Raw genomic sequence first — 22,110 nt, 5'->3', positions numbered from 1 at the left:
CCCCAGCCCGCTCCGGCCACCATTGGTCGTGGCCAATCGATTTGCATTTCTCGCCGTCCCAGCCGTCAACCCGGACGCTGCTCCGTGATGCGGATGATGATCGGCATCGGCATTCCCTTCGGCGGCGGCTCGCGCAGCGTCAGATTGCCGAACACCTCGTTGCGCAGCGCCGCGTCGAGCTCTGGATCGCCGGTCGAGCCGGCGAGCTGCACGCGGATCACGCGCCCCGTCTGATCCGCCCACAGCCGGATGTTGCCGCGCATCTTGGCCTTGCGCGTCTTCTTGTTCTGCTCGAGCGCGGAGCGCAGCTGCGATTGCACGATCGAGGCGTACCAGCCCCATCCGCCGCCGCCGCCGCCCCCGCCGCCATAAGCGCTTCCGCCCGGCTTGCCGCCGAGGCCGAAGGAATCGCCGGGACCCTGCCCTTTCGCATCGAGCGACAGCGGACCCGGCGGCTCGTCGGCCTTGGCGTCCTTGACCGGATCGGCCTTCGGCTCCTCGATCGGCTTCTGCTCCTGAAACTCCGGCTGTGGCTCCTCGAGCTTCGTCTCCTCGATGACCTTTTGATCCGGCGGCGGCGGAGGGGGCGGCGGCGGAAGGCTGATGACGGTCAGCTCGTGAACCTGCTTCGCCGGCGGAAGATCGTCATGCCGCGTCAGCGCGACGACGACGCCGCCGATCGTCAATGTCACGCCGCCGACGACGATCGCCGCTCGGTAGCGCTGGAGCCAGCCGCGCGCGCGCGGCGCGCGCCGCGACGGCGCGCGCGCATGCTGATGTTTCGGACCGATCGGCGATTTCATCGATGCGTCCCCGCAGTATCGGCGCCGGGCCGACGGCGACTCATTTGACGAGCGGCTTGGTGGCGAGACCGACCTGCGCGAGGCCGATGCGCGAGAGAAGATCGAGCACGTTGATGACGCTTTGATATTGCGCCTGTGCGTCGCCGCGCAGCACGATCGGAAAATCCGGCGTCAGCGCCTTCTGCTGGATGAGCCGCTGCTCGAGCTCGGGCAGCGTGACGGGAATCGTATCGAGGAAGATCTTGCCGTCGGCGCCGACGGTGATCGCCTTCGTCGTCTGCGTCGCGAGGCTCGGCGCCGCCGAGGCCTTGGGCAGGTTGACTTTCTGTCCCTGCACGGTCGCCGTCGTCATGATGATGAAGATCACCAGCAGCACATAGGCGAGATCGAGCATCGGCGTGATGTTGATGTCGTCGTACGGCTTGCCGTCGTCCTGCGCCTTCATCGCGCTTACTCCCCTGCCGCCGGCCGCTCGGCGAGACCGCCGCGGCGCTCGGAATAGGCTTCGGCCATCTTCGTCACGAACTCGTCGACGAAGACGTGGATCTCGCTGGTCAGATCCTTGATGCGGGAGATGAGATAATTATAGCCGAACAAGGCCGGGATGGCGACGCCGAGGCCCGCGACCGTCGCGACCAGCGCCGCGGCGATGCCCGGCGCGATGGCGTTGACGTTCACATCGCCGCTCGCCGCGATCGCGGCGAAGGTGATCATCACGCCGACCACCGTGCCGAGCAGGCCGAGGAACGGCCCGCCGGAAATGGCGATCGTCAGCACCACCATCATTCGGTTGAGCTGCTGCGTTTCCTTGACGACGCCGCTGTCGAGCGCGGCGCGGATCGCCGCGATCGTGGCGCCCGACAGAACCGTCGGCCGCCCGCCCGCCGCCGCGAAGCGGCGCGCGATCTCCGAGGCGCCGATGTGATAGATGCGATAGAGGGCGGAGAGGCGCATCATCTCGGCCTCGGCTTCGCTGATGCGTCCGCCGAATGTGCCGAGAGTCTCCTCGTCGCCGTGATCGAGCGCCGTCAGATCGGTCGCGATCTCACGAAAGCTCTTGATGAATTGCTCATTGGCCTTGGCCTGGCGATTCACATAGGAGGTGCGGTCGATCATCACCATCCAGCTGATCGCCGCCATGATCATCAGCAGGCCGATCACGATCCAGCCGTCGAGCGTGACCGAGCGCAGGATCACCGCGAGATAGCCGGACGACCAGGACGCCGCCTCCTCGTCGACGCTGAAGGAGACGAGTTTCGACGGATCGGAGCCCTGGCTGATCGCCGCGAATTTGAGGAAGCCCGCCGAACGCGCGACTTTCGCCATCTGCATTTCGTCGATGTCGCCGACGAATCCCGGCGTCGCGGCGTCGGTCTCGGGACCGAGCGCAGCGGCGCTCTGCAGCGACGGGAGAACCGCGTCGATCTTCGCATAGACGGCGCCGTCGACATAGAGCGTGACATGACCAGCGTCGGCGACGACGGCGATGTGACGCCAGGCGTTGACGGCCACCGGAGCGCCCGCGGCGCTGCGGCTGACCACGCCGGCGTTGGTCACTTCGACGAAGGGCGCGCCATTGTCGAGCCCGACGATCAGAGAGTCGGCGCCGTCGCGGCGGCTGTAGAGCACCGCATTGGGCGTCTGCGCGACCGGCTTCGCCCAGAGCGAGAGGCTGAAGGCGGAGCCGGCGGGAACCGCCATGGTCGGCGAGGCCGGAAGAGTGAAGGACCCATGGCCGTCGAGCCTGAGGCCGGAGCCGATGATCGCGCCGTCGGCCATCTGGCCGATGCTCGCCGCATTATGCGCCCACACGGTCGAGTCCGTCGCCGGCGTTCCGCGCTCGGCGAAATGATAGACGAGAGACGCGTCCGGATCATAGGTTCCTTTCGCGTCGGGAGCGGCGACGGCTTTCTTATTGCCGTAATAGAGCCAGATGTCGGTCTTGCCGCCCGCCTGGACATTGGCGCCGACCCAGACCAGCGCCTCGCCGAGCAGAGAATCGAATTTCTCGACATGGTATTTGAGCGGCGTCTTGTCGTCGCCGGCGACGAAGCGAATGTCGCTGCCGTCCTCCTTCGCCGAGGAGAAGCGGAAATTGCCCATGTGCAGCCGCACCAGCACGGGCGCCGGACCGATCGGATCGGTGATATTGGCGCCCGCCGCGCTGGCGTCGATGGTGATCTTCTTGCGCATCTCCCATTCGTCGTTCCACCAGGCCATGGCGGAGGACGAGCACAAGGTCAGCATCGCGAGCAGCGGGAGCATCCGCCGCGCCGCGGCGCGCGCATAGCGGGAGAGGCGCGGTTCGGTTCGCATCGTCATCAGAATTCACCCCAGACACGAAAATTCAGCCGCGGCTCTCTCGCCTGCGTATAGGCTTGGCGGCTCATCGGCGTCGAATAGACGAACATGCCGCTCAAATGGTCGAGCAGCTTGACGCGCGTGCCGAAGCCGTAGCTCCAGAGATTGAAATGCGCCTGCTGCTCGGCGAGCGGGTGCAGGACCTCGGCGACGCCCTTGTCGACGAAGCCGAACAACCGCCAACCATTGAAGATCGCGATCGGCGGCTCGCCCTCCCCCGCCTCGCGCTTCACGGCGTCCTGCAGCATCTCGCCGACGTCGGGGCTGCGCAGCTCGAAATTGCCGATCGCGCCATTGTCGCCGAGGACCTCGGATTCGAGATAGCCCCTGACGCTGTCGAGGCCGCCCACGCTGATCTGCTCGCTCGACACCAGCGGGCCGTCGGAGATCTGGCCGACGAACCGGCCATAGGCCTCGAAGCCGGCGGGCAATTCCTGCAGATGCGAGACGTCGAGATTGAAATGGGCGAAGCGTCCCGACGCATAGGCGCGCTTATTGTCGAAAGCGTTCTGGGCGCTGCTCGGCGTCCGCGTGTTCAAGGTGAGCGAGGCGCTGAGCTGAGTGGTGAAATCCTCGGTCTGATAGGCGCCGCCATAAGTCACGACCAGCGGATAATAGGTGATCGGCGACGAGGTGACGTCGGTTCCGAGCCTTACGACCTCGCCATAATGCTTGTAGTCGAGCCCGAGCGACAAGGAGTGATATAAATTCTCGATCGACGGCAGCGCCATCACGGCGCGCGTTCCGATCGTCTCGCCCGGGCCGACGACATTGACGCCGCCGATGGTCGCCACATCGCTCTTCGAGGTGAGGCCGTAGACGAGCACCGACAGCCACTCGACGTCCGGAATGCGCGCGAGATAGGAGGCGGAGAAGACCTCCGCGTCCGAGCGCCGCTCGGGAGCGACCTGATAGGTGAAGCTCAGCGAGTGGCCGAGCTGCCAGAGATTGTCGTAGCGCACGGTTCCGACGACCCGCAGAGCCGACGTATTGGGCGAGCGCCGGTTGTTGAGCTCGACATTCGCATGGACGGGAAGCTTGTCTTCGACGGTGAGATCGACGTCCACCGTGCCCGGCGCGACGCCGGCCCGCAGCGAGGGCGTCACCCGCCTGTCGGGCCATTGATTGAGCGCGACGATGTCCTTCGTCACCTCGCCGAAATTCGGGACGGTCCCCTCCTTCAGCGACGACGCTCGCTCTTTGATCTTGTCGATATCAAAATAGCGCGCGTTCTTCACGCGCAGCCGGCCGACCTTCAGCTCCGCGACCTTGAGAACGACGACGCCGCCCTTCACGCTCTGCTGCGGGACGGAGACGCCGACGGTCTGAAAGCCCTTGTCGTGATAGGCCTTCTCCAGCGCGGCGCGGGCCTTCTCGACATCCTCGGCGGTGCGGCCCGGCCCGAGGAAGGGATAGATCGCCTCCTCGACCTCGACCTGCGTCAGACGGTCGGCGCCTTCCACCGCGAAATCGTCGATGTCGAAGCGCGCCGGGGGCGCCGGCTTGCTCGCGGCCGATTTGGCGGCGGCGGAGGGTTTTCCGGCGTCATCGGCCACGGCGCCTTCCCCCGCTTTCGAGGCGCTCGCCGACCATGCCGGAGCGGCCGCCGTCAAAGCGCCGCAAGCCACGAGAACGGCGACGGCGGAACAGTCGAAATCGCCGTGGAGCCGCAAGCATCTGCGGGCTCCCGCCTCACCCTTGGACAGAACCATCCTGCCTCTCACACCACACGGCGAAACGCCGCTCCGAACGGTCGAACCGAGCTCGAAGCGACGATAAAACAAACGTCCTCTCTCTGAAGACGACCCGGCGAGAGCCGACCCGAAAAAAAATCGTCACAGACATCGAAAAATTTTTTGGACGCGCAGGGGACGGTCGCCGACGGGAGGGAGACGGGCGTCTCACGGGACGCGCGTCACCGCCGGCGTTTGCCGGCGCGCGCGTCGGCGGCCAATGCGTCGAATGACGAGCGAAGAGACGACAAAGCGCGGCGCCACCTCCAGCGGCGTCCGAGCGCCTCGAGCGGCGCGATCGCCGTTTCGGCCTGCGCCTCGTCGGCGAGCTCCCGCGCCGCCGCTCGAATGCGGCGCCACAGGCGGGCCGCGTCGCGGAACGCCTCCTCGCGACGAGGGCTTCCGTCGCGCCAGCGCCTCAGCGCGCCCAGATCCGCCTCGGTCGCCTCGCCTGATTTCAGCCGCACGATCCAATTCAGGGCGTCGTCGAGGAGCTGTCGAGGCTCGCAGGGAGAATCGGCGGCTTCGCGATCCTCCGAGAAAGGGCGAGCCTCAGAATCTTGGCGATTTTCCCGGCCCATGTCCATTTCCGCGCCCCGGATGCGCCTCCGCCCCATTCGCTCGCCCGCTCCGTCGGCGCTCGGCGAAACGCACGAGAAAGGGGCCGCCGCGACGCGCACGGCCGCGACGCAATCCCATGCCGCCGATCTACACATGGTTAGACGATCGGCGCCTTTCTATCCCGAAGGGCGATTTCGCGCTTTTTGCGCACGAGGACCTCAGGCTCTCGGCCTCGGCCCGCCGAGACGCGCGACGGGCTTGCGGCTCAGGCTATCGGCGCAATGCGTCAAGGCGTGCTTCAGATCGGTCTCGACGGTCCGCGTCGTGACCTGCAGGCTGGCGGCCACCTCCTGCGTCGTCCGGCCTTCGATGGCGATTCTACGCAGAACCTCGCGGCGGCGGGCGGGAAGCTGCTCCATCGCCCGCTTGAACGCCTCGATCTCGGAGCGCGCTTCGGCGACTCTCGAAGGATCCGGCGACTCGTCGCAAATGTCGAGCAGCGCATCCACCGTCGCCGCGCTCAGGCGACGCAGCCCGGCCTTCTTGTGATCCTTGGCGATATTGATCGCCGTGCAGAAGATATAGTCCTTGGGACTACGGACCGGGGTCGCTTCGTTCACCCGGTCGAGACGCAGAAACGCCTCATGCAGCGCCTCATGCGCGAAATCGGACGAGCCCAGTCGCCTCGTCAGCTGCTTGACCAGCTCGTCATAGCTCTGGACGAGCTGAGCGCACAAACGCACGCGGTTCGTTTCGATCACGTGACACCCGCCCCGAGCCACCGCCCTCCATCGCCGGGCCCGCGGTAACTAGCGAGGCTGCGCTACAGATTTGTGACGCTCACGCCGGCGCGGCCGCAAACCCGCCGCCGCCGGCCACGGTCCGGCCCTCCCCCGGCCATGATCGTCGCGCCGGGAAACGCGCACGCCGGCGGACAAACCCTTGTGTACGCAATGGCTTGGGCCCGTTGGCGCTCGCTGTGAGGCGCATCGGCCGGCGCGGAGTCATCGCGCTGTCACACAATCCACGTGAAATCCCTCGGCCGCGGGAGCGGCGCCTCGCGGCCATTTTCGCACCGCGGCCCGGGCCGGGTCGTCGCGACGCTTTTTCGGCCTCGCCGGCGTAGAGGACGAACAGGAAAGAGGAGCATGGAGGAGAAACCCGAGATCACCATAGAGGCGGACAGCCCCGCCATTTCCCTGCAGCGCAGCTTCGACGCGCCGCGGTCGCGCGTGTTCGAGGCGTTCACGTGCGTGGAGGACGTCGAGCGCTGGTTCAGGCCGAGCGGCCTCCGCCTCTTGGAATGCGAGATCGATCTGCGCGTCGGCGGAACCTGGCGCATCGCATTGCGCGGGCCGCAAGGCGAGACGCATCGCCTCGGCGGCGAATATCGCGAGATCGACGCGCCGAATCGGCTTGTTCAGACGCTGCGCTCCGACGACGCGCCGCAGACGGAGGCTGTGGAAACCCTGGTCTTCACGGAAGCGGACGGCAAGACGCTGCTTTCCAGCGCTCTTTCTCACACGTCGATAGAGAATCGCGACCGTCACATCGCCTCCGGGCTCGAAAAACGGGCGGCGCAGCTGCTCGACCGCCTCGCCGACCATCTCCAATTCGGAGACGCCGCGGCGGCGGACGAAATGGATCCGCCGGCCGCCGCGCCGGAAAAGCGAAACTCCGGTCGGATCGGCCGCATCGCGGCGGCGCTCGCCGCTCTCGTCGCGCTCGCCGGCGGAGGCGTCTATTGGGCCTCGCATCGAGCGCCGGACGTCGAAGGCGCGGCGCACGCGCTCGCGCCGGCCGTCCACAAGGCGAGCGCGGCCGGCGCAGTCGTTCCTGTCGGCGCAGTCGCCTTGCGCGCCGCGATTGCGGGACCGATCGAGCTGGTCGACTGCGAGGTCGGCGGCGAGGTCGTGGAGGGCTCCGTCTGCGCGACGATCGACGAGCGCGCCCATGAGGCCGCACGCGATCGCGCCGAAGTGGTCATGGCCGAGGCCGAGGAACGGCTCCATACGGACGACGCGCGGCTCGAGATCGCGACAGCCACCCTGGAGCGCGAGAAGCGCGCCGGCAAGCGCCGCGCGACGGACAAGGCGCAGGCCGCCTTCGACGACGCCCAGCGGCGGGCGGCGCGGTCCAAAGAGGCCTTCGCGCAGGCGACGGCCGCGTTCGAATCCGCCGTCAAGACCGTCTCCGCCTCACGAGTCGTCTCGCCGATCGACGGGGCCGTCACGTCGCGCAAGGCCGAGGTCGGCGCGACGGCGGCCGAGGGCGAGGAGCTGTTCGTCGTCGCGCCCGCCCCCGTCGCTCTGCAGGTCGAGGCGCATGTCGCGAACGCGAGCGAAATTCGCGTCGGCGACAAGGCGACATTCACCGTCGACGGGCTCGACGACCGCGCCTTCACGGGCGCCGTCGGCAAGGTCGGCCGGCCGGCGGGCGACGGCGCGGAAAAGGGAGGCGACGCCGATCTCGTGATCATCGACGCATCCGATCCGGACCATGTGCTGCGGCCCGGCATGATCGCGAAAGTCGAGATCGAGACCGGCGCGCCGCCTCAATAGCCGCGCGCGGCGCCCGCAGGCGAGCGCGGATCGTGGACGCCGGTGATCACGCCATCCGCGACCGAGATCGCCTCGCAGGCGCCGAAGGGCGCATGATCCTCGATCCTGTGGCCCATCTCCTCGAGCCGGCTCCGCGTCTCCTGCGAGAGCGCGCCCGGCTCGGCGAGAACGACGTCGGGCAGCCATTGGTGATGGATGCGCGGCGCCGACACCGCCTGAGCGAGATTCATGCGATGATCGACGACGTCGAGCAGGGCCTGCAGCGTCACCGAGATGATGCGAGGACCGTTGGGGCTGCCGAGCACGAGGACGACCTTGCCGTCCCTCGTCACGATCGTCGGCGACATGGAGGAGAGCGGACGCTTGCCCGGCGCGATCGCATTGGCGCTCCCCTGCACGAGCCCGAAACCGTTGGACGCGCCGGGCCGCGCGGAAAAATCATCCATCTCGTCGTTGAGCAGCACGCCCGTCTCCGGCGCCATCACTTGCGCGCCGAAGGAGCCGTTGAGCGTATAGGTCACCGCGACGGCGGCGCCCTCGTCGTCGAGGATCGAATAATGCGTCGTCTCCGGCCGCTCGCGCAGCGCGGCGCCCGGCGCGAGATCGGCCGAGCGCGTCGCGCGGTCCGGCGAGATCGTCGCGCGAATGTCCGCGGCATAGGATTTGGCAGTCAACCGCTCGACCGGATTGCGCACGAAGTCCGGATCGCCGAGCAGCAGATTGCGGTCCTTGAACGCGCGGCGCTCCGCCTCGATCATGAGATGCAGCGACTGCGGCGTGTGGAAGCCGAGGCCGGCGAGATCATAGCCTTCGAGAATGTTCAGGATTTCGCAGAGCGCGACGCCGCCCGAGCTCGGCGGCGCCGAAGAGAGGATCGCATAGCCGCGATAGGCGCAGCGCACGGGTTCGCCTTCGTCGACGCGATAACGCGCGAAATCTTGCGCCGAGATGACGCCGTTCGCCGCGGCGGCGGCGCGTTCGATCGCCTGCGGAACGCGACCCTCGTAGAAGGCGCGCGGCCCTCGGGCCGCTATCTCGCGGAGCAGCCGCGCGAGATCGTTCTGGACGAGCCGATCGCCCGCCTGCAGAGGCGAGCCGTCCGGGCGAAAGAATATCTTAACGGCGACGGGATCGTCCCCGAGGCGCCGCGCCGCCCGCAGCGGCGGCAGGTCGGACTCCTCGAGAACGAAACCGTTCTCGGCGAGCGCGATCGCGGGCGCGATCAGGGTCTCGCGCGGCAGGCGCCCATATTTCTCGCGCACGGTCTCGAGGCCGAGCACGGTCCCCGGAACGGCGACGGCGCGAAAGCCGATGCGGCTCGCATTCGGGACGACCTCGCCCGACGAATCGAGGAACATGTCCGCGGAGGCCGCCATCGGCGCGCTCTCGCGAAAATTGACGAAGCGATCTTCGCCGTCGGCGCGATGAAGGAGAAGGAAGCCGCCGCCGCCGAGATTGCCGCAGCATGGATGCACGACGGCGAGCGCATAGCCGACGGCGACCGCTGCGTCGACCGCGTTGCCGCCCGCCTCGAGAATGGAAAGGCCCACCTCGCTCGCGAATCTGTGCTCGGTGACGACCATGCCGCGCCGTCCCGTCGCGACCGGCTCGGCCGCGGCGGCGAAGGCGAGCAGGATGAGAGCGGCGGCAAGCAGGAGCTTCATGTCTTCTTCGAGTATTGGACAGTCGGCGGACGTCGTAGCCGATGCGCCGAATTCCGCCTACTGCCTGTTGCCGATCGCCGATCGTCCGTCGCTGGCCGCCTCCCCGGCCAACAGGACGAAGCCCCGGCTGCGGCCCTCATTGCCCGCGTCGATCGTATTCATCGCGGCGAACAGATCCGCGGCGGCGACCCAGACGGGCGGATATTTGTAGCGCGCCACGTCGAGCACGAGGAAGCGGTCGGTCTTGCCGTCATAGGCGGCGAGCGGCGAAATATGCCCGCCGCGCTGCTGCCCGAGCGAGGCGCGCAGATAATTGACGACGACGTGATGCTTCTTCCTGGCGAGATGATCGATCGCGAGCGCGCGGAACTCGTCGAGCGAGGACTGCGCGGCATGCACGGTCCGCGTCGAGACGCCGAAGCTCGCAAAGAGCGCGCCGAGCTCGTCCAGCGTCATTCCTCTCTGCAGGATGCTTTCGCGGCGCACGATCGCTTCGGTCCTCACGCCCAAGACATTCTCTTGCGTAAAGCTCGCGAATTCGGCGCCGGAAGCGGCCGGCGCCGGGAACTCGAGGCTGTTGAGCACCATCACCAGCGTCGCGACGCCACAGAAGGCGCCGTTCGCCTGCGTGACGAATTCCGCCGCCAGCGGCCAATAGGCCTCGCGCGCATCCGCCTCGAGGAGCCACTCGCGCCCTTGCGCGCTGCGCAGATCGACGAGATTGTCGGCGAGCGGCAGACGCTCCGCCCGCGCCGAGGCGAGGCCGACGGCGAGAACGAAGCCGAGGCGGGCGAGAAGAGACAGGATCGGTCGTCGTCGGATCGCCATCATGTCAGAAGCTGCGCGGTAGGCTCGCGCCGAGGCCGAGCCGGAGACGAGAGTAGAGGCTCCGGCCGCAGCGCGCAATCGCTGTCGAAATCCTCGCGCGCCGCCATAACTGCGCGACGAGGAAGAAAGGAAACGGTTCATGAGCACTCTGACCAAGCTCGCGCTCGGCGTGATGGGCCGGCTGCGGCCCAAGCCCGCGCGGGGAGAGGCGGCGGCGCAGATCGCCCTCCCCTCCCCCCGCAAGGAAGGCGGCATGCCTCTGCTGGAGGCGTTGGCGAAGCGCTGTTCGACGCGGAAGTTCGCGGCGACCGAGCTGCCTCTGCCGCTGCTCTCCGACCTGCTCTGGGCGGCCTGCGGCGTGAGCCGTCCCGGCGGGCTACGGACGGCGCCCTCCGCCCTCGACGCGCGGGAGATCGATCTCTATGTCGCGCTCGCCTCGGGCGCCTATCTCTACGATCCCGAAGCCCACGCCCTGTCGCTCGTCGTCTCGAGCGACGTGAGGCGCGTGACCGGCTATCAGGATTTCGTCGACGAGGCGCCGCTCGACCTCGTCTTCGTCGCGGATCATAGTCGCATGAGGCTGACGCCCGTCGCGCAGCGCGAGAGCTTCGCGTCGGTCGCTGTGGGCGCAATCTCGCAGAATGTCTATTTGTTCGCGGCCGCCAACGGGCTCGCCGCCGTCATCCGCGCCTGGATCTCCCGCGAGGCGATCGCCGAGGCGCTCGGGCTGACCCACGACCAGCAGGTCCTGCTTTCGCAAACGGTCGGCTATCCTCGCGAACGGGCGGATTCCGAAGGCTCGCCGAACGAAGCAGGCGCCCATCCATTCGAGTGAGAGGCGGTTATGGCGACACGCATCGAGCCCGTATTTCTCTTCGACCTCGACGGCACGCTGGTCGACAGCGTGTATCAGCATGTTCTCGCCTGGAGCGAGGCGCTCCACTCCGAGCGCATCGAATTGTCGGTCTGGCGCATTCATCGCCGGGTCGGAATGAGCGGCGGCCTGTTCGTCGATCAGCTGCTGCGCGAGATCGGCGTCGAAATCGACCCCGAGCGCGTGCGGCGCCTCAGCGAAGCGCATGCGGCCGCCTATCTCGCCATCGCCGACCGCGTGCGTCCGCTGCCGGGCGCGCGGGAGCTGCTCGCATGGCTCGCCGGCGCCGGCGTTCCTTACGCGATCGCGACCAGCGGGCGCATGGAGACGGCGAGCGTCAATCTCGCCGCGCTCGGCGTCGATCCGCTGACGACGCCGATCGTGACGCGCGATCAGGTTCGCCACGCCAAGCCCGATCCCGATCTCTTCCTCGCCGCAGCGGAGCGGCTGAACGCGCCGATCACGACGGCGGTGGTCGTCGGCGACAGCATTTGGGACATGCTCGCCGCGACGCGCTGCCGGGCGCTCGGCGTCGGCCTGCTGAGCGGCGGCTACGGCGCCGACGAGCTGCGCCAGGCGGGCGCCATTCGCGTCTATGACGATCCCGCCGATCTGCTGCTCCATATCGACGAGATCGGCGGAAGACGATGACCTCTCGAGGCTCCGCCGCGAGGAGGGAGCGCATGGCTTATGAGCTCTACTACTGGCCGGAGATTCAAGGCCGCGGCGAATTCGTCCGCCTCGCCCTCGAGGAGGCCGGCACCGATTATTTGGATGTCGCGCGCGAGCGCGACGGCGAAGAAAAAATGCTGGCGCTGCTCGCGCGAGGGAACATTGCGACGCCGCCTTTCGCGGCGCCCTTCCTGAAGGATGGCGGCCTCCTCATCGGCCAGACCGCCGCCATCCTGCTCTATCTCGGCGACCGTCACGGCCTCGCGCCGCACGATGAAAAGCTGCGGCTCTGGACGCTGCAAGTCCAGCTCACCATCGCCGATCTCGTCGCGGAGGTTCACGAGACGCATCATCCCCTCGGCGCCGATCTCTATTACGAAGAGCAGAAGGACGCCGCCGCCACGCGCGCGAAAAATTTTCGGGAGACTCGCATTCCGAAATTCCTGCGCTGGTTCGAAACGATCCTCGCGAATAATCCGCATGGCGACGAACGCCTCGTCGGCGAGGCCGTCACCTATGCCGATCTGTCGCTGTATCAGGCGGTCGAGGGACTGCTCTACGCCTTCCCCGCATCGACGCGGGCCGTCCTCGTCGAGACGCCGCGCGTCGGGCGCCTGCATCGCGCCATCGCGCAGCGTCCGCGCATCCGCGCCTATCTGACGAGCGGCCGGCGTGTTCCTTTCAATGAAAATGGCATATTCCGTCATTATCCGGAGCTCGACGCGCGCGCTCCCGACCGCCGTCCGGCGCGCCGCTCGAAGCCATCGCCTTGAACCATCGTATACGGAGTCACCTCATGCCGGGACCCGCTCTCTTCGAGCCGATCCGCGTTCGCGACCTCGCGCTCGCCAATCGAATCGTGATCGCCCCCATGTGCCAATATTCGGCCGAGAACGGCTGCATGACCGACTGGCACCTGATCCATCTCGGCCATCTCGCGCTCTCCGGCGCGGCGCTGCTGACGATAGAGGCCACGGCGGTATCGCCCGAAGGGCGCATCACCTATGGCGACGTCGGGCTTTGGAACGACGAGACGGAAGCCGCCATGCGCCGCGTGCTCGACGGCGTGCGGCGCGGGTCCGACATGCCGATCGCGATTCAGCTCGCCCATGCGGGACGCAAGGCCTCGACCGAAGTTCCGTGGAAAGGCGGCGCCCAGCTTCCCGCCGATCACCCGCTCGGCTGGCGGACGGAGGCGCCCTCCCCGATCCCCTACGCCGCGGACGAGGCGGCGCCGCAGGCGCTCGACAGAGACGGACTGCGCCGCATATGCGACGCCTTCGCGGCTTCGGCGGCGCGCGCGGCGCGCCTCGGGATCGAGCTGATCCAGCTTCATGCGGCGCATGGCTATCTGATGCATCAGTTCCTGTCGCCGCTCTCCAACAAGCGCGACGACGATTATGGCGGCTCGCTCGAGAACCGCATGCGCTTTCCGCTCGAAGCGTTCGACGCCATTCGCTCGGCCTTCCCCGCCGGGAAGCCGGTCTCCGTCCGCGTATCGGGAACGGATTGGGTCGAAGGCGGCTGGGACATAGAGCAGACGATCGCTTTCGCTCGCGCGCTCGAGGCGCGCGGATGCGACGCCATTCACGTGTCGAGCGGCGGGCTGCATCCCGCGCAGAAGATTCCGGTCGGACCGAGCTATCAGGTTCCGCTCGCGCGCGCGGTGAAGAACGCGGTCGGCGTGCCGGTGATCGCGGTCGGACTGATCACCGGTTTCGAGCAGGCGGAGGCGATCGTCGCCACCGGGGACGCCGATATGATCGCAATCGCCAGAACCATCCTCTATGATCCGCGATGGCCGTGGCATGCGGCTGCGGCGCTCGGCGGGCGCGTGCGCGCGCCGAGCCAATATCTTCGATCCCAGCCGCACCAATTCCGGGATCTGTTCGACTTGTGACCGTCGCGGGGAATCGCTCGGGCGCGCGCCGAAAGACGAATGCTCATTGAACGAGATGCGCGACGCCGACGAGCGCCTCGACCGGCACCACGAAAGCGAGGCCATGGCCCGGAGCGCCGAGCTCCGCGGCCTTCACGATCTCGTCCAGCATCTTGTCCTTGAGATCGGCAGGCACGACGGTGAGCACGATTTCTTTCTCGGGCTCGATCTGTATGCCGAAGACCCTGTGCTGCTCGTTGCGGCCGATGCCGCGGCCGAACAGCACCGTGCCGCCATGAGCGCCGGCGTTCATCGTCGCTTCCAGCACCGTATCGCCCCATCCCTTCCGCACGATGCTCACGATCAGACATGGATCATGCATTCCCGCCACTCCCGTTCATACGGCTCCGGACGAGGAAGCCGAGCGTCATCACCGAAATGATCGGAGCCAAAGAAATCAGCGCCACCAGACCCAAACCATGCGCGATAGGGTCCTGGTCTCCGATCGTCACGGACGCCCCCATCGCAAGCGCGAGAAGGAACGTGTTCGCGAGCGGCCCCGTGGCGACGCCGCCCGCGTCCACGGCGATGACGACGAATTGCTGGTCGCTCCGCCACATGAGCGCGATGGCGAGCAGGTAGCCCGGAGCCAGCAGATAGAGCAGCGGAACGCCGAAGATAAGCCTCGCGACGCCGAGACCGACGCATAAGGCGACGCCGATGCAAATGGCCGTCAGCATCAATATCTTGGGGATCGAGCCATTGGACAATTCCTCCACCTGATCCGCCAGCACGCGCACGGCCGGTTCGCCCCATGCCGTAAGGAAGCCCAGCACAATGCCGACGGCGATGAAAAGCGCGCTTTGATCCATCCTGCCGAACGCCATGCCGATGGCCTTGCCGAAGGGCAGAAAGCCGATCTCCATTCCGAGCAGGAACATGAACAGTCCCGTCGAAGCCATGGCGGTTCCGATGAGGACGTCGACGACCTGCTGGCGCGGGAGCCTCAGCCAGAGAAACTGGAAGAGCAGGAACAGCGCGACCAGCGGCGTGACGGCCTCCAGAACGCTCAGAAGCGCGGCGAGGCTCTCGGCGAGCAACATCTCCTTCATCGTAGCAATATCCCCATCAGCAAGAGCGCGATGATCGGCCCGACGGAGGCGAAGCCCAGCAGTCCGAAGCCGTCGGACACCGCCGACCTTCCGGCCAGAACCGAGCTGAGGCCGACGGCGAGCGCGATCAGGACGGGGGCGGACAGCACGCCGGTGGTGACGCTGCCTCCATCGAAGGCGAGCGAGACGAATTGCTCGGGGGCGAACAGCGAGAGGAGGATCGCGGCGAGATAGACCGCGGCGAGCAGATATTTCATCTGCCACCCCACGAGGATTCGCATCATTGCGATCACGGCGAGAACGCCGACGCCGACGCTGACCACATAGAGCACCGTCTGTCTGGAAATCTCGCCGCGCGAGGCCGCATCGACCTGCGCCGCCAACACGAGCACATCCGGCTCGGCGACAGTCGTGGCGAAACCCAGGGCGAAAGACACGCCCGCGATCAACAGCAGCGATTCCTTTGCGGGCAGAGCCGCCCCGATATACCGTCCCATCGGCAAGATTCCATAGTCGATGCCGGCGAACAGCAGCGTCATTCCCAGGATCGCCAATGCGGAGCCTGCGAGATATTGCAGGAACAGGGCTTGGGGCGCATCCACGATCGTGAATTGGAGCAGACTGACGAAAAGGGTGAGCGGCGCAACCGCTTGGACCACTTCGAGCAACCGTTCACGCATAAAAGACAGCATAGGCGCCACCATAAGATGCAAGGATTGTGCGACTTTTCCGACGGCGCCGCCTCCAACGCCACGATCAATCTAGATAATGCTGTTCTCCCTCACAATGCAGACGTTACCGTTCGCGAAAACGATCGAGACCACAACCCGCGCGCCGCCGACGCCCTCAGCGTAGCCGCCGCCGCGCGCGGGCTTCATGCGTGGATCACTGCTCCGCCGCCGCCACGACGCGCTTCACGGCGACGAAGCTGTCCGGCGTCACCGACACCGAATCGATACCACATTCGACGAGGAATTCGGCGAATTCCGGATGATCGCTCGGCGCCTGGCCGCACAGGCCGACTTTCGCGCCCGCCTCGCGCGCGGCGTCGATGACGGTGCGGATCATCCATTTCACGGCCTCGTCCCGTTCGTCGAACAATTCGGCGAGCTCGGCCGAATCCCGGTCGACGCCGAGCGTGAGCTGAGTGAGGTCGTTGCTGCCGATGGAGAAGCCGTCGAAACGTTCGGCGAAGGCTTTCGCCAGAATGACATTCGAGGGAATTTCGCACATCACATAGACCTGCAGCCCGTTCTCGCCGCGCTTCAGCCCGTTCGACGCCATCGTCTCCAGCACGCGATCCGCCTCTTTCACGGCGCGGCAGAAGGGAATCATCACGATGACATTGGCAAAGCCCATTTCCTCGCGCAGGCGGCGGATGGCGCGGCATTCGAGCGCGAAGCCCTCGCGATAGCGCGGCGAATAATAGCGAGAGGCGCCGCGAAAGCCGATCATCGGATTTTCTTCTTTCGGCTCGAACTCGGCGCCGCCGATCAATTGCGCATATTCGTTGGTCTTGAAATCGCTCATGCGCACGATCACGGGCCGCGGATGGACCGAGGCCGCGATCCGCCCGAGCGCGCGGGAGAGACGATCGACGAAATATTCGCTCTTGTCGGCGTAGCCGATCGTCGCCTCGGCGATCTTGCGCCTGGCCTCCTCGTCCTTCAGCCTGTCGTAATGAACGAGCGCCATCGGGTGGATCTTGATGTCGTTGTTGACGACGAACTCCATGCGCGCGAGGCCGACGCCATCGGCGGGAAGACGCCACCAGCGAAAGGCCGCGGCGGGATCGGCAAGATTGAGCATGACCTTCACGCGCGTCGCCGGCACGGTGGAGAGGTCGAGCTCCTCGGCCTCGAAATCGGCGATCCCCTCATAGACGAAGCCGGCGTCGCCCTCCGCGCAGGACAGAGTGACGACCTGCTCGTCGTGGAGGAGGCGCGTCGCGTCGGCCGCGCCGACGACCGCCGGCAATCCCAGCTCGCGGCTGACGATGGCGGCGTGCGAGGTGCGGCCGCCATGCTCCGTGATGATGGCGGCGGCGCGCTTCATGATCGGCGCCCAATCGGGATCGGTGGTGCGCGTCACCAATATCGCGCCGTCGACGAAACGGCCGATGTCGCGCACATCCTCGATCACGCAGATCTTGCCGGCCGTCACGGCGTCGCCGATCGCGAGCCCCGAGCAGATGACGCGGCCCTTGCGACGAATATGATAGGTCGCGAGCGCGCTCGCGCCGCGACGCGACTGCACCGTCTCCGGACGCGCCTGCACGATGAAGAGCTCGCCGGTCTCGCCGTCCTTGGCCCATTCCATGTCCATCGGCCGGCCGTAATGCTCCTCGATGAGCCGCGCCCAGCGCGCGAGCTGGAGGATGTCCGCGTCGTCGAGCACGAAGGCGGCGCGCTCGGCCTTCGAGGTCGGGACATTGCGAGTCGGCTTGTCGCCGTCCGAGGCATAGATCATCTTCACCATCTTGGCGCCGCGCTTCTTCTCGATGATCGGCGTGAGCGCGCCGTCCGAGAGGAACGGCTTGAACACGACATATTCGTCGGGGTCGACGGCGCCCTGCACGACATTCTCGCCGAGCCCCCAGGAGGCGTCGATCAGCACGACCTTGTCGAAGCCGGTCTCGGTGTCGAGCGAGAACATGACTCCCGCTCCGCCCATGTCCGAGCGCGCCATGATCTGCACGCCGACCGACAAGGCGACTTTCAGATGGTCGAAGCCCTGCGCCTTGCGATAGCTGATGGCGCGATCGGTGAAGAGCGAGGCGTAGCAGCGCCGGCAGGCGTCGAGCAGTGCGCGCTCGCCGCGAATATTGAGATAGGTCTCCTGCTGTCCGGCGAAGCTCGCATTCGGCAGATCTTCGGCGGTGGCGCTCGAGCGCACGGCGACATCGGGCTCCGTCTTGCCGACGCGCCGGCCGAGCTCGCGATAGGCGTCGGCGATCGCGCCCGCCGTCTCGGACGACCATTGGCCGCGCAGAATGGAGTCGCGGATGGCGCGGCCGGCCTCGGCGAGCGCGATCCTCCCGTCTTCCAGTTCGGCCAGCGTCGCGGCGATGAGCCCGTTCAGCCCATTGCTCTCGATGTAGCGCCGAAACGCGTCGGCCGTCGTCGCAAATCCGGGCGGAGTCCTGACGCCTTTGCTCGTGAGGTGAACGATCATCTCGCCGAGCGAGGCGTTCTTGCCGCCGACGCTCGGCACGTCCTCGCGCGTCACCTCCTCGAGCCAGACGACATTGCGAGCCGCATCGGCCATTCGATCCTCCCTCGACTGTATCCCGGCGGACGTTCCTCGGGACGGACCGTCGTTTCCGCCTCTCGCCGCTCGGCCGATCTTCCTAGCACATCGGAGCGGCGAGCGGGCGCTTCACGACCAGATCGCCGACGCCCCGGGCGCATCTCCGGATCCCGGATAAATTCCGCGGCGCGCGCTCGGGCTTCCTGCTCCCCTCGGCGATGAGTAGGCCGCTGCTCGATCGGCTCGAATGTCCCGGATCGAACATATGGACGCGCGGGATGGACATGTTCGAATCATTCATAGCGCAGCGCCTGGATCGGATCGAAATGCGCGGCCTTCCACGCCGGATAATAGCCGAAGAAGACGCCGACCGCCGCCGAGAACAGGAAGCCGACGGCCACGGCGACGATCGAGACCGGCGAGGACCACTCCGAGAACAGCGAGACGATTGCAGAAACGGCGACGCCCGCGACGATCCCCGCGAGGCCGCCGGTGACGCTCATCAGCACCGCTTCGGCGAGGAATTGCGTGAGCACATGCAGGCGCCGCGCGCCGACCGCCATGCGCAGCCCGATCTCGCGCGTGCGCTCGGTGACCGAGACGAGCAATATGTTCATGATGCCGATGCCGCCGACGAGGAGCGAGATGGAGGCGACGACGGCGAGCAGGATCGCCATCACCTTGCTGCTGCTCTCGGCCGTCTCGGCGATCTGGCTCAGATTGCGAATGTCGAAATCCTTGAGGTCGGTCGGCTTGATGCGGTGGCGGCGCCGCAGGATCCGCTCGATCTCCTCGATCGCCGGCTGGATTTTGTCGGCGCCGGCCGCCTGCACGAAGATCTGGTTGACATAGCCGGTGAGCCGCGGCCGCAGATTGAATGGATTGGGCGGCGGCGGATAGGCGGCGCTCTGATTCGTCTGCTGCGTCGGCGAGGCGACGCCGAGCACTTTCTGCTCGCCGGTGCGGAAGGGGATCATCACCAGATCGTCCTGATCCTGACCGAACATGCTCTGGCCCTTGGCTGCGAGCACGCCGATGACGCGCAGCGGCGCGCCCTTCACCAATAGCGTCGCGCCGAGCGGATTCTCGCCCTCCGCGAAGAGCTGGCGATAGACGGTGCGGCCGATGACGACGACGAGCGCCGCGCTCCGCTCGTCGTCGTCGCCGATTCCGCGGCCGCTCTCGATGCGCCAGTTCGTCACCGGCGGATAATTGACCGACACGGCCTGAACATTGGTCGTCCAATTGCGATTGCCGTATTGCACTTGGCTCATCTGCCGCGTCAGATAAGAGACGAGGCCGACCGAACCCGCCTCGCGCCTTATCGCTTGCGCATCGGCGACGGTCAGCGTCGATGCGCTGCCGTAGCCCGAGCGCACGCCGCCGCTCACCACCGCGCCGGGCAGCACGACGACGAGATTGGTGCCGAGGCTCTCGATCTGCCGCCGCACCGCGTCATTGGCGCCATTGCCGACGGCGACCATGGCGATGAGCGCGGCGACGCCGATGAACACGCCGAGCATGGTGAGCGCCGAGCGCAGCTTGTTGCGCAGAATCGCCTGCACGGCGGCGGCGACGATCATGGAAGCGAAAGCGACGGCGGAGACCCGCGCCGGCTGCGTCGAAGAGGCGTGCTCGCGAGAGCGAAACAGAGAGGTGGCGGCGGCGAGGTCGACGAGGCCGCCCTGCGTCTCGCCCGTCGTCTCGTGGCGCTCGTCGGACAGAATGCTGCCGTCGCGCATGGTGATGACGCGATCGGCATAGGCGGCGATGTCGGGTTCGTGAGTGACGAGAATGATGGTGACGCCCTTCTCCCGATTGAGCGCAGTCAGCGTCTCCATGATCTCGTGCGAGGTCTTCGTGTCGAGATTGCCGGTCGGCTCGTCGGCGAAGAGCACGCTCGGCGCGTTGATGAGCGCCCTCGCGATGGCGACGCGCTGCTGCTGGCCGCCGGAGAGTTGCGCGGGCGTATTGTTCTCGCGCTCGGAGAGGCCCATCAGCTTCAGCGCCGCGCGGGCGCGGTCGAGTCGATGCGCGCCGTCGGTCGATCTGCCCGAATAGAAGAGCGGCAGGGCGACATTCTCGATCGCGCTGGTGCGCGCGAGAAGATTGAAGCTCTGGAAAACGAAGCCGAGCCTTTCACTGCGGATCGTGGCGAGCTCCGGCTCGCCGAGGGCGGCGACGTCGACGCCTTCGAAGAAATAATGTCCGCCGCTCGGACGATCGAGACAGCCGAGGATCGCCATCAGCGTGGATTTTCCGGAGCCGGAGGCGCCCATGATGGCGACGAATTCGCCACGCTCCACGGAGAAATCGACGCCGCGCAGCGCCTGCACCTCGACGTCGCCGACTCTGAAGGCGCGCGCGAGCCCATCGACGCGGATGACGACGTCCCGGCCGGTTACGGCGTTCATGGGCGCCGTTTGCCCTGCTGTTCGCCGACGATGACCTCGTCTCCCGGCCGCAGATCGCCTTTGACGATTTCCGTATAGGCGTCGTCGTCGAGCCCCGGCGTGACGAAGACCGCCTGCGGGACGCCGTCGCGCAGCACGAAGAGGCGCACCGCTCCCGAGCCGTCGGGCGCGCTCGGCGAGGCGCCGGTCGCGGCGAGCCCGCCCGGCGCATAGTGCAAGGCGGCATTCGGCGCGCGCAGCGCGTCGTCGCGCTTGTCGACGATGACGCGCGCCGTCGCCGTCATGCCGGGCTTGAGCGACAGATCGGGATTGGGCGCGCTGACGACCGCGTCGTAGGTGACCACGTTCTGGATCGTCTGCGGCGACTGCCGCACCTGCGTCACCTCGCCCTCGAAGAGCCGGTCGGGGAAGGATTCGACGGAAAACCTCGCGGTCTGGCCCAGTTGAACGGCGCCTATGTCGCTCTCCGAGACATTCGTGTCGACCTGCATCGCCGTGAGATCGGTCGCGACCAGGAACAAGGTCGGCGTCTGGAAGCTCGCGGCGACCGTCTGGCCCATCTCCACGCTGCGCGAAACGACGGTGCCGTCCACCGGGGACACGATATTCGTGTAGCCGAGATTGATCTCGGCGGCGGCGAGCTCGGCCCGGCGCAGCTCGATCGTCGCCTCGTCGAGGCCGATCTGCGCCTGCGCCTGCTCATAGGCGCTCTTGGAGCTGTCCAGCGCGTCCTGCGAGACGGCCTTGGTCTGCGCCAGACGCTGATTGCGTTCATAGGCGGACCTGGCGTAGGCGAGGCTCGCTTTGTCCTTGACGAGCTGCGCCCGTGCGACCGCGAGGCTCGCCCGATCCTGATCGACGACGATCTGATAGGGTCGCGGGTCTATCTTGGCGCAGAGCTGCCCCTTCGCGACCTTGGTGTTATAGTCGCAGTAGCGCGCCTGGATGACGCCGGACACATAGGTTCCGACCTGCACGGTGATGACCGGATTGACCGTGCCGCTCGCCGTCACGGCGCGCACGATGGGCCCGCGCGTCATCTTCTGCGTCAGATACCGGACGCTCGTCTCACGCACGAGCGTCCGATAGAGCGCCGAGCCGCCGAGCGCGAGGACTCCCGCCGCGACGCCCGCCGGCAGGAGCCAGCCCCAACGCCGCAGGGCGCCCGTCGGGGCGGCTGCGCGCTTCTCCAACGTCCCCGTCTGCGTCATGCTCTCCCGCCATCGGTTGAAAGCTTCGACCTCGAGAGCAACGTATCTCAGAGCCGGACCGGCCGTCACTTCAAAAAATCGTAAACCTGCGGGGGCGATCGGATGAAGAAATCAGTGACGAGTCGCTCTCGCGCCGAACAACTCGACGTCCGCTGACGCGGCGGGAGGACGGGTCGGCGGAACGGAGC

The 22,110-nt window shown here is 66.9% G+C and carries 19 protein-coding genes; 5 read left to right on the top strand and 14 right to left on the bottom strand.

Going from position 1 to position 22,110, the window contains the following annotated elements; translation table 11 throughout:
- Nucleotides 1–65: 65 nt before the first annotated feature.
- The 6 genes from AC6IW9_RS14475 to AC6IW9_RS14450 form a co-directional block, all read right to left on the bottom strand.
- Nucleotides 66–803: an energy transducer TonB family protein gene (locus tag AC6IW9_RS14475; RefSeq protein WP_497764574.1), complete on the bottom strand. Its 738-nt coding sequence runs from the start codon at nt 801–803 to the stop codon at nt 66–68.
- A gap of 40 nt (nt 804–843) precedes the next feature.
- A complete protein-coding gene (locus AC6IW9_RS14470) occupies nt 844–1,248 on the bottom strand; it encodes an ExbD/TolR family protein (protein WP_003609740.1) in 405 nt (134 codons plus the stop codon).
- 5 nt (nt 1,249–1,253) lie between these two features.
- Nucleotides 1,254–3,125: a DUF2341 domain-containing protein gene (locus AC6IW9_RS14465; protein WP_497764573.1), complete on the bottom strand. Its 1,872-nt coding sequence runs from the start codon at nt 3,123–3,125 to the stop codon at nt 1,254–1,256.
- Nucleotides 3,125–4,876, bottom strand: a complete 1,752-nt coding sequence (locus AC6IW9_RS14460) for a ShlB/FhaC/HecB family hemolysin secretion/activation protein (protein WP_497764571.1) — start codon at nt 4,874–4,876, stop codon at nt 3,125–3,127. The genes AC6IW9_RS14465 and AC6IW9_RS14460 overlap by 1 nt, the downstream gene beginning before the upstream one ends.
- A 203-nt stretch (nt 4,877–5,079) precedes the next feature.
- Nucleotides 5,080–5,478, bottom strand: coding sequence for a FecR/PupR family sigma factor regulator (locus AC6IW9_RS14455; protein WP_497764570.1), 399 nt, complete (start codon nt 5,476–5,478; stop codon nt 5,080–5,082).
- 198 nt (nt 5,479–5,676) lie between these two features.
- Nucleotides 5,677–6,219 (bottom strand): RNA polymerase sigma factor, encoded by a 543-nt coding sequence (locus tag AC6IW9_RS14450; protein ID WP_497764568.1) that lies wholly within the window; start codon nt 6,217–6,219, stop codon nt 5,677–5,679.
- A 387-nt stretch (nt 6,220–6,606) separates the two neighbouring features.
- Between AC6IW9_RS14450 and AC6IW9_RS14445 the strand changes: the two genes are divergently transcribed.
- Nucleotides 6,607–8,019: an SRPBCC domain-containing protein gene (locus AC6IW9_RS14445; protein WP_497764565.1), complete on the top strand. Its 1,413-nt coding sequence runs from the start codon at nt 6,607–6,609 to the stop codon at nt 8,017–8,019.
- Here AC6IW9_RS14445 and ggt read toward each other — a convergent pair.
- Nucleotides 8,013–9,683 carry a gamma-glutamyltransferase gene (gene ggt, locus AC6IW9_RS14440; RefSeq protein ID WP_497764563.1) on the bottom strand — a complete coding sequence of 557 codons (1,671 nt, stop codon included), beginning with the start codon at nt 9,681–9,683 and terminating at the stop codon, nt 8,013–8,015. The genes AC6IW9_RS14445 and ggt overlap by 7 nt on opposite strands.
- 57 nt (nt 9,684–9,740) lie before the next feature.
- On the bottom strand, nt 9,741–10,514 hold the full coding sequence (locus AC6IW9_RS14435; protein WP_497764562.1) for a phytochelatin synthase family protein: 774 nt from the start codon (nt 10,512–10,514) through the stop codon (nt 9,741–9,743).
- Nucleotides 10,515–10,650: 136 nt separating this feature from the next.
- Between AC6IW9_RS14435 and AC6IW9_RS14430 the strand changes: the two genes are divergently transcribed.
- The 4 genes from AC6IW9_RS14430 to AC6IW9_RS14415 are packed head-to-tail and all read left to right on the top strand — an operon-like array spanning nt 10,651 to nt 13,957.
- Nucleotides 10,651–11,346: a SagB/ThcOx family dehydrogenase gene (locus tag AC6IW9_RS14430; RefSeq protein ID WP_497764561.1), complete on the top strand. Its 696-nt coding sequence runs from the start codon at nt 10,651–10,653 to the stop codon at nt 11,344–11,346.
- 9 nt (nt 11,347–11,355) lie between these two features.
- Nucleotides 11,356–12,036 (top strand): HAD family hydrolase, encoded by a 681-nt coding sequence (locus AC6IW9_RS14425; protein ID WP_497764560.1) that lies wholly within the window; start codon nt 11,356–11,358, stop codon nt 12,034–12,036.
- Between the two features lie 32 nt (nt 12,037–12,068).
- The gene (locus AC6IW9_RS14420; RefSeq protein WP_497764559.1) at nt 12,069–12,830 is read left to right on the top strand and encodes a glutathione S-transferase; all 762 of its coding nucleotides are present in this window, start codon (nt 12,069–12,071) and stop codon (nt 12,828–12,830) included.
- 23 nt (nt 12,831–12,853) lie between these two features.
- Entirely contained in the window at nt 12,854–13,957 is a 1,104-nt protein-coding gene (locus tag AC6IW9_RS14415) for an NADH:flavin oxidoreductase/NADH oxidase (protein ID WP_497764557.1), read from the top strand.
- Nucleotides 13,958–14,000: 43 nt separating this feature from the next.
- Here the strand turns inward: AC6IW9_RS14415 and AC6IW9_RS14410 are convergent, their stop codons facing one another.
- From AC6IW9_RS14410 to AC6IW9_RS14385, 6 genes are all read right to left on the bottom strand, one after another.
- On the bottom strand, nt 14,001–14,318 hold the full coding sequence (locus AC6IW9_RS14410; RefSeq protein ID WP_497764554.1) for a P-II family nitrogen regulator: 318 nt from the start codon (nt 14,316–14,318) through the stop codon (nt 14,001–14,003).
- Nucleotides 14,311–15,048: a DUF1538 domain-containing protein gene (locus tag AC6IW9_RS14405; protein ID WP_497764553.1), complete on the bottom strand. Its 738-nt coding sequence runs from the start codon at nt 15,046–15,048 to the stop codon at nt 14,311–14,313. The genes AC6IW9_RS14410 and AC6IW9_RS14405 overlap by 8 nt, the downstream gene beginning before the upstream one ends.
- Complete coding sequence (locus tag AC6IW9_RS14400) at nt 15,045–15,740, bottom strand: DUF1538 domain-containing protein (protein WP_497764552.1); 696 nt, start codon at nt 15,738–15,740, stop codon at nt 15,045–15,047. The genes AC6IW9_RS14405 and AC6IW9_RS14400 overlap by 4 nt, the downstream gene beginning before the upstream one ends.
- 193 nt (nt 15,741–15,933) lie before the next feature.
- The gene (ppsA, locus tag AC6IW9_RS14395) at nt 15,934–18,315 is read right to left on the bottom strand and encodes a phosphoenolpyruvate synthase (protein WP_497764551.1); all 2,382 of its coding nucleotides are present in this window, start codon (nt 18,313–18,315) and stop codon (nt 15,934–15,936) included.
- Nucleotides 18,316–18,590: 275 nt separating this feature from the next.
- Nucleotides 18,591–20,711, bottom strand: a complete 2,121-nt coding sequence (locus tag AC6IW9_RS14390; RefSeq protein ID WP_497764549.1) for an ABC transporter permease — start codon at nt 20,709–20,711, stop codon at nt 18,591–18,593.
- Nucleotides 20,708–21,922 carry an efflux RND transporter periplasmic adaptor subunit gene (locus AC6IW9_RS14385; protein ID WP_497764547.1) on the bottom strand — a complete coding sequence of 405 codons (1,215 nt, stop codon included), beginning with the start codon at nt 21,920–21,922 and terminating at the stop codon, nt 20,708–20,710. Before AC6IW9_RS14385 ends, AC6IW9_RS14390 begins: the two co-directional genes overlap by 4 nt.
- Nucleotides 21,923–22,110 lie beyond the last annotated feature (188 nt).

The organism is Methylosinus sp. shoA, assembly GCF_059718125.1.
Note: the sequence above shows the minus strand (reverse complement) of the source record. Positions and strands in the feature narration are given on the sequence as shown.

Bases quoted from the DNA above. Each gene is read 5' to 3' on its own strand.
- AC6IW9_RS14455 (WP_497764570.1), bottom strand. From the start codon at position 5,478: ATGGGCCGGGAAAATCGCCAAGATTCTGAGGCTCGCCCTTTCTCGGAG.
- AC6IW9_RS14420 (WP_497764559.1), top strand. From the start codon at position 12,069: ATGGCTTATGAGCTCTACTACTGGCCGGAGATTCAAGGCCGCGGCGAA.
- AC6IW9_RS14445 (WP_497764565.1), top strand. From the start codon at position 6,607: ATGGAGGAGAAACCCGAGATCACCATAGAGGCGGACAGCCCCGCCATT.
- AC6IW9_RS14385 (WP_497764547.1), bottom strand. From the start codon at position 21,922: ATGACGCAGACGGGGACGTTGGAGAAGCGCGCAGCCGCCCCGACGGGC.
- AC6IW9_RS14425 (WP_497764560.1), top strand. From the start codon at position 11,356: ATGGCGACACGCATCGAGCCCGTATTTCTCTTCGACCTCGACGGCACG.
- ggt (WP_497764563.1), bottom strand. From the start codon at position 9,683: ATGAAGCTCCTGCTTGCCGCCGCTCTCATCCTGCTCGCCTTCGCCGCC.
- AC6IW9_RS14460 (WP_497764571.1), bottom strand. From the start codon at position 4,876: ATGGTTCTGTCCAAGGGTGAGGCGGGAGCCCGCAGATGCTTGCGGCTC.
- AC6IW9_RS14470 (WP_003609740.1), bottom strand. From the start codon at position 1,248: ATGAAGGCGCAGGACGACGGCAAGCCGTACGACGACATCAACATCACG.
- ppsA (WP_497764551.1), bottom strand. From the start codon at position 18,315: ATGGCCGATGCGGCTCGCAATGTCGTCTGGCTCGAGGAGGTGACGCGC.
- AC6IW9_RS14475 (WP_497764574.1), bottom strand. From the start codon at position 803: ATGAAATCGCCGATCGGTCCGAAACATCAGCATGCGCGCGCGCCGTCG.
- AC6IW9_RS14405 (WP_497764553.1), bottom strand. From the start codon at position 15,048: ATGAAGGAGATGTTGCTCGCCGAGAGCCTCGCCGCGCTTCTGAGCGTT.
- AC6IW9_RS14400 (WP_497764552.1), bottom strand. From the start codon at position 15,740: ATGCTGTCTTTTATGCGTGAACGGTTGCTCGAAGTGGTCCAAGCGGTT.
- AC6IW9_RS14415 (WP_497764557.1), top strand. From the start codon at position 12,854: ATGCCGGGACCCGCTCTCTTCGAGCCGATCCGCGTTCGCGACCTCGCG.
- AC6IW9_RS14410 (WP_497764554.1), bottom strand. From the start codon at position 14,318: ATGCATGATCCATGTCTGATCGTGAGCATCGTGCGGAAGGGATGGGGC.
- AC6IW9_RS14390 (WP_497764549.1), bottom strand. From the start codon at position 20,711: ATGAACGCCGTAACCGGCCGGGACGTCGTCATCCGCGTCGATGGGCTC.
- AC6IW9_RS14435 (WP_497764562.1), bottom strand. From the start codon at position 10,514: ATGATGGCGATCCGACGACGACCGATCCTGTCTCTTCTCGCCCGCCTC.
- AC6IW9_RS14430 (WP_497764561.1), top strand. From the start codon at position 10,651: ATGAGCACTCTGACCAAGCTCGCGCTCGGCGTGATGGGCCGGCTGCGG.
- AC6IW9_RS14465 (WP_497764573.1), bottom strand. From the start codon at position 3,125: ATGACGATGCGAACCGAACCGCGCCTCTCCCGCTATGCGCGCGCCGCG.